Annotated in this window: 7 protein-coding genes; 1 reads left to right on the top strand and 6 read right to left on the bottom strand. The window is 68.0% G+C overall.

All coding sequences use genetic code 11. From position 1 onward, the window contains the following. A partial coding sequence (locus VXC91_RS41580; protein WP_329512553.1) for a hypothetical protein occupies window positions 1-498 on the top strand: 498 nt, incomplete at its 5' end. Window positions 499-608: 110 nt separating this feature from the next. On the opposite strand, the gene VXC91_RS41575 is transcribed toward VXC91_RS41580, so the two are convergent. The 6 genes from VXC91_RS41575 to VXC91_RS41550 form a co-directional block, all read right to left on the bottom strand. Continuing rightward, window positions 609-950 carry a hypothetical protein gene (locus VXC91_RS41575; protein ID WP_329512552.1) on the bottom strand — a complete coding sequence of 114 codons (342 nt, stop codon included), beginning with the start codon at window positions 948-950 and terminating at the stop codon, window positions 609-611. Then, on the bottom strand, window positions 947-1,291 hold the full coding sequence (locus tag VXC91_RS41570; RefSeq protein ID WP_329512551.1) for a hypothetical protein: 345 nt from the start codon (window positions 1,289-1,291) through the stop codon (window positions 947-949). Before VXC91_RS41570 ends, VXC91_RS41575 begins: the two co-directional genes overlap by 4 nt. 43 nt (window positions 1,292-1,334) lie before the next feature. Beyond that, complete coding sequence (locus VXC91_RS41565) at window positions 1,335-2,177, bottom strand: TniQ family protein (protein ID WP_329512550.1); 843 nt, start codon at window positions 2,175-2,177, stop codon at window positions 1,335-1,337. Continuing rightward, on the bottom strand, window positions 2,174-3,229 hold the full coding sequence (locus VXC91_RS41560) for a TniB family NTP-binding protein (protein WP_329512549.1): 1,056 nt from the start codon (window positions 3,227-3,229) through the stop codon (window positions 2,174-2,176). Before VXC91_RS41560 ends, VXC91_RS41565 begins: the two co-directional genes overlap by 4 nt. Beyond that, window positions 3,229-5,277 (bottom strand): Mu transposase C-terminal domain-containing protein, encoded by a 2,049-nt coding sequence (locus VXC91_RS41555; protein ID WP_329512548.1) that lies wholly within the window; start codon window positions 5,275-5,277, stop codon window positions 3,229-3,231. The genes VXC91_RS41560 and VXC91_RS41555 overlap by 1 nt, the downstream gene beginning before the upstream one ends. Then, window positions 5,277-5,849, bottom strand: a 573-nt coding sequence (locus VXC91_RS41550; RefSeq protein WP_329512547.1) for a TnsA-like heteromeric transposase endonuclease subunit, incomplete at its 5' end; no start/stop codon positions are given. The genes VXC91_RS41550 and VXC91_RS41555, both read right to left, overlap by 1 nt.

The following is a 5,849-nucleotide window of genomic DNA, read 5'->3' as shown; positions in this document are numbered from 1 at the left end:
GAGGCGTCCACGGCTCAGCACTGGGCCCACCAGAGCATTAACGGCTTCCTGTGGGGCTGGGCTCGTTTGCTGGGCAGCCGCCTCGACGGCATCGACCTGCTGCACGAAGAAGCCCCCGGTCGGCCCGGCTGGCGCGGACTGGCCTACCAACTGGACACGGTCCGCACGACCCCGCCCGGGTTCAACTGCGTGCTCGCCGACTCCGGCACCAAGCCCGAGGACGTCGACACCGCCGGGGATCTGCGCGCGTACGCCGCGACGCTCGCCACCGACTTCGCCCGAGACCAACGCGAACGCCAGGCGAAGACCGACCGCGGCGAATGGGCCGGCGACGCAGGCACCTGGGCACACGGCACCCTCTACGACTGGCTCGCTTCCTGGGCCGCCTGGGTAGGCGCCAACTCACCCCTCCACGCGCAACTCGACCCAGTCACGTGGAGATCCATCGCCCTGCAACTCTCGGTCGCGCGCATCTACGAGTATGTCCCGTCTCATTAGATCTTGCAGGGGCGAGGCCGTTGACCTGCGGGGTGACAGGTTCAAGCGCGACTTGCTGGGGGTAACGACGAGGTGTCGCGAAGACGCGTGGGCGGTGCGGTTGGCGCGTCTCATGGATCATGGCGAGGGTGATGCCGCCTGAGCAGGACCTTGTCAGGTTGGCGAGACGCTTGACGGCCGGTTTCGCATTGAATATGGCAGTTTCCTGGTCGGAAGCCGCAGTAGTGGACGTGCTCAGGAAGAGGGGCGCCGCTGACGATCCTGAAGCTCTCGTATTCAGCTGACCGACCGTCTCTTTGGGCTTCTTGCCACTCGGCCAGCGAAGCAGCAGCCAGAGTCTTGTTTCCGGGCTCCTGCAACTCGACTTGCCGGATCACATAGCCATCGGCGTCCAGCTCGAAGTAGAACCAGACGTCTTCCTCGTCCCAGAAGCAGCGAACCCAGGTCGTCACGGGTTCACCGCGTCGAAGGGCTCGTCGTGCCAGCGCCAGCCGGCGGTGCCGTCGTCATGGATGTGCAGCATGAACTCGGCGACCGGGCCGCCGTCGGGAAACGTCAGGGTGAGCGCACTGCGGATCTGGATGTAGCAGGCGTCGGCCCGTTCCCAGTCCTCCTCGTCGGCAGCCCGCTCTTGCTCACTGAAGAGGGGACGGAACTCTTCAAAACCGGGAAGTGTCTCGACTTTTGCGTGTGTCCAGGGCATATCGGCGCCGGTCACGGTCAGCCGGGCAATCTCCTGATCGCCGTGGTGGAGCCGCCAGATACTGCCGGTGGTCAGGTTCGGGTTGGTCATGTCTCCCATGATGACGATCGACACTGACAGGTGGGGAGTGAGATCACCGCCCCTTCCCGATCGTGGCGATGACCATCTCATGCAGCGGAAGCTGATGGGGTGCGATGTTGAGTCGCTGTGCTGCTTCGGCTGGCAGTTGGGGATGGTCTCGCCAGTATGGCGAGGCCAACAGGCCGCTGAGGACGATGGTTTCGGGGTAAGTGGCCAGCTCGATCCGGGCGTCGGAGGGACGGTGGGGATCACCGAACGGGTCCTCGCCCAACATGTGGAGGCGGCGGTTCCATCTCTGCCGAAGCGGCTCACCGCTCCTCTCGCTGGTGAACCACCTGGTCAGGCGGTCGCGGGCGTCGATGTAGGCCAGCGCGGTGGAGGGATGTGCGCCTCGGCGGACGATCCGGTGGTGCCGGAAATTGGCTCGCAGGATCTCGGGCAGCCGTGTCAGGTCATGCTGTTCATCGCCGAGGAGCCAGCGGTGGTGACGGTGGCAGATGCCTTCATGGTGTGGAGTGCTGCGGACGACGAGGCCGTGGATGTGCCGCCGGGCCATGCAGAGGCGACAGGCCGGGCGGCGCCGTGGCTCGATGACCTCCTCGGTGGCGGACCGAAGGTGTCGGAGCGGGTCGCTGATCGTGCCGAGCGGCGGCATCGCGTGGATCAGACAGGACGGGCTCCGGCCGGTCAGTGTGGCGAGCCGTCCCAGTGCGTCTGGGGTCCAGTAGCCGACTCGGTTGTCGACTCGGCGGTGCTGGCGCGACGGACCGACCAGGGACGAGAGGTAGCCGATGGTGAGATGGTTGGCGTCGGCGAGGCGGTTCAGGTAGGAGCCGATGGTCTCGCGATGGACGGGCGGTGGCGTGAGCGGCAGAAGCCGCGGCCTGGTGGTCACGCGATGCGTTTCTCATTGCGGACCCGGCGTCGGCGTGCGCGTGTCAGGTTCTGCTGTTCGGCGCTCTCGTCCAGGTCGACTCGTTCCAGCGAGGCTTTGGTGATCTTCTCGCTGCTGTCGAGGATGGCGTCCAGGGCGGCTTCGCGGACGAGGTGGGACAGGCTGCCGATCATGCCGCCGGTGCGGTCGTGCAGGTAGGCGCTCAGCTTCAGCAAGGTGCCCGGCCGGTGGGCGTGCAGTCGCAGGGACTCCTCCAGAGTCGCCACGAGTGATCGCCAGGAGTTGCGCTGTTCCTCGGTCTTGTGGCGGAAGGGGCTGGTGGGGATGAGGGTGTAGCGGCTGGCGATCTGTCCGCCGCGGCGTCCGGCGAACAGCCCGGTGCCCTCGACGTCGACGCCGGCCAGGACGAAGGTCGCCGGGATGCGTTCGGACAGGTACTTGATCTGGTCGGATGCCTCGGCGCCCGCCCGCGTACCGATGTCGAGATTGTGGAGCTCGTCGATGAGCACAAGGCGGCAGCCGAGTGTGCAGAGCAGGTCGCAGACCTTGTTGGTGACTTCGACCTGGCTGAAGCGCGAGGGCAGCGGAAGGCCGATGAACCGGGCGAACTCGATGGCGAGCATCTTCGGGGTGGCCGCGGGCGGGACGGTGACGTAGACGACCGGCAGCGAGTCCGGTGGGATCTCGCCGCGGCGTCGCCCCAGCTGTTCGTAGTTCTTGCCCAGTTGGGTGATGGCGGTGGTCTTTCCGGTCCCGGCGGGGCCCGAGACGATCAGTCCGCGGCGGGCGGAGTGCTGGTGCCGGTTGAGCAGGATGCGCTTGCGGCCGGTCGCGGCGACGTGGCGGATCGTCGGGGTGGAGACGATGACGAGTTGTGCGTGGTAGTCCTCCCGGGCCTGGTCGTAGGCGGTTCGTTCCGGCTCGGTGAGCCGCTGCAGGGCAGCGGGTGCCAGGACGGCCGGAGCGGTGGTGGTCTCCGCGACGAAGGCGATCCAGCCCTCCTTGGTCGTCAGCGGGTGGTCGACTTCTTCCGGCTCCAGGAAGTGCGTCATCAGCGGCTCCCGTCGGTGAAGGCGTCGAACACGCCGAACGGGATGACCTGGGCAATCTCTTCTTCGGCTTCCGGTTCCTCGTCCGCCTCAGGCTCGGACTCGCGCCGAGCCTGGGGCAGGGCGGGTGCGGCTGTTGCCGCCTTGGTGCGGGCGGCGACGCGCCGGTCGGGCCCGTTGCCGGCGCGGGTCAGCAGGTCGTCGATGACGACAGCGATGGCGTCCTCGTCGGTGTCGTCGGCCCCCTTGGCGGCCAGCAGGGCTCGGGCATGGCGCCAGGTGAAATCGGCGAACGGCGCGGAGACCGTGCCCAGCCGGGTCCAGGGAACGGTAATCCAGCCCCCGGCCCGGGTGTCGCGTACCCAGACATGCGAGAGGTCGTAGGGGTCGTAGTGGATCTCCCAGAGGTTGCCCTTGGTGTCCACTCCGGACGGCTGGCGCCGGTAGGGCCCCAACTCCCGGCAGTCGTAGGTGCGGTAGTCGAGCGTGATGCCGTAGTCGTTGATCTTCCGCCACTCCGTGGGCAGCAGTTCGATGTAGTCGTCACCGCCGAGACAGACCGGCAGATAGCCGGTGCGGGAGACCAGCATGGCGTAGACCTCGTTCGGCGAGAGTGCCTTGCCCGGCAGGAACGGACTGCGCAGGGAGTCATGCGGGCGGGTCTGCCACCGGGCGATAACCCACTCATGGAAGAGATCGGCGAGTTCCGCGATCGTCCAGACCGCCTGGACGTCGCGGCCGCGGCGGGTGGTGTCGGAGCCGACATATCCGGCGACGTGCTGGCAGAACAGCGTATTGATCGACTCGAACGTCCGCTCCACGACACCCTTGTCCGTCGGCGTGGCCGGCCGCGCGGGCTGGACGGACATGCCCAGGGAACGGCAAGCGGCGACAAACGTGTCCGAGACGAAGACCTTGCCCCGGTCCACGATGATCGTGTCCGGGACGATCACCGGACGTGCCGCAGCGTGCTCCAGGCGGGCATCCACACTCATCAACCGGGCGTGCGGGATCAGCGAGGCCGACATCCGCAGGGCATCCGACCAGCCGGGCCGCATCGGTTCGGGCACCAGCATCCGCGCCAGCAGCAGCGCTGCATCCACGGCCTTCGTCCCGGCCGGCCGCAGGATTGCCGCGCAAATGGTGCGGGAGGCGACATCCACCGCGATCGTCAGCTCGACACGTCCCGTCACGCCGTCGTCCAGGACGGCCAGGACATCCAGCGGGGTGGTGTCGATCTGCACCACCTCGCCGGGCCGGGCGGCCAGCGTCGGGGTGAACGGAGCCTCCGGCCTCCCGGCCAGAGAGCGCCGGGTCGTGGCCGCCCCGAAGCTGTGACGCCCCTCGGAAAGCGACTTGAGCAGCCGGAAGTACGTTGCCCGCGACGGCAGCGGGACCGTGCCCTCCCCGTGCCGTTCGGCGACCAGCTTCTCGGCCTGCCGGATCACACGGGTGCGGGTCCCCGTCGATGAATCTTCCTGCGCGGTCAGGACCTCCAGCACTGCCTCGACCAGGCGCTCGTCCACCCGGCCGGTGCCCGGTGCCATGGACAACCTGGTGGCTCGCCGGTCCACCAGGCCCCAGAGCCCCTCGTCCCGCCACTTCGACCTCAGCCGGAACAGCGTCCGTTCCGACACCTCGTTGCCTGCCGCGGTCAGCTCGGCCGCTTTGGCCACGAGGCGCTCGTTCACGGTTCGCCACTGCGGGTCGTACTCCGGCCTGGGAACAGTTCCCTTCGGTGCGTCGGGGGGGAGCCCGGTCTCCACCTCGACCAGGTGCTTCTCGAAGAACCGGGCCTTGCGCAATGCCACTTCGGGAACGGTGTCCAGCAGGCCGAAGGGCGGAAGCCCCGGCGTGGGCGCTGTCGAGTCCAGCAGCTCGAATCCGTCCGACGCCATCAAGTGGGCGAACATCACCATGCTTGCGGTGTTGTGCTCGTCGACCAGGCGGACGGTCGTGCCCGACAGGCCCACCACCGTGTGGACTTGACCCTCGAACCGGACGCGGTCACCCACCCTCAGCACACCCTTGGGTCGCTCGCGCTCGGTCATCAGCCCTCCACCCGGCTCACCAAAGAGTGATCACCCAAGGGGCGCAACAGGTCCGTCGTCAGGCGCCCGCACCACAGCAGATGAAAGACGACCGGCAGGACCAGGATCGGGTCACCGACCTGTGCCGCCTGGCCCACCAGCGGTCCGGGAATGTCGAAGGCGGCCTCCGCCGCCTCCACCAGCCCGGCCTCCACGAACCGCGGATGGCGAAACCCGGCAAGCCACCGCAGGTTCGCCACCCGCACCCGATCGATCTCGCCCACGAGCCGGAAGTCCCACCCCACCGCCTCGCATGCAGTCTGCGTACCGGCGAACTTGGCCAGGTCCCGCGGCTTGCGTCGCCCCTCCGGCCGGCAGTCCACCACCACGGCCGTCCCGTCGGCCCGACGGGCGAAGTAGTCCGGCGCATGGGACAGCCGCACCCCCTCCGCTGTCGTCCAGAACAGCCAGAACGGCTGCGACGCGAACCACGTGACACGAGGGTCGAAGTCCATCGAGATCGCGTGGTCACGCTCCAGCCAGGACTCGAACCCCACATGCCGCAGCATCGTGGCCGCCCAGTACAAGCCCGG

It is taken from the genome of Streptomyces chiangmaiensis, from assembly GCF_036281785.1.
GTDB lineage: Bacteria > Actinomycetota > Actinomycetes > Streptomycetales > Streptomycetaceae > Streptomyces > Streptomyces chiangmaiensis.
The sequence above is the reverse complement of the archived record's forward strand: the minus strand, read 5'-3'. Positions and strand labels throughout refer to the sequence as shown.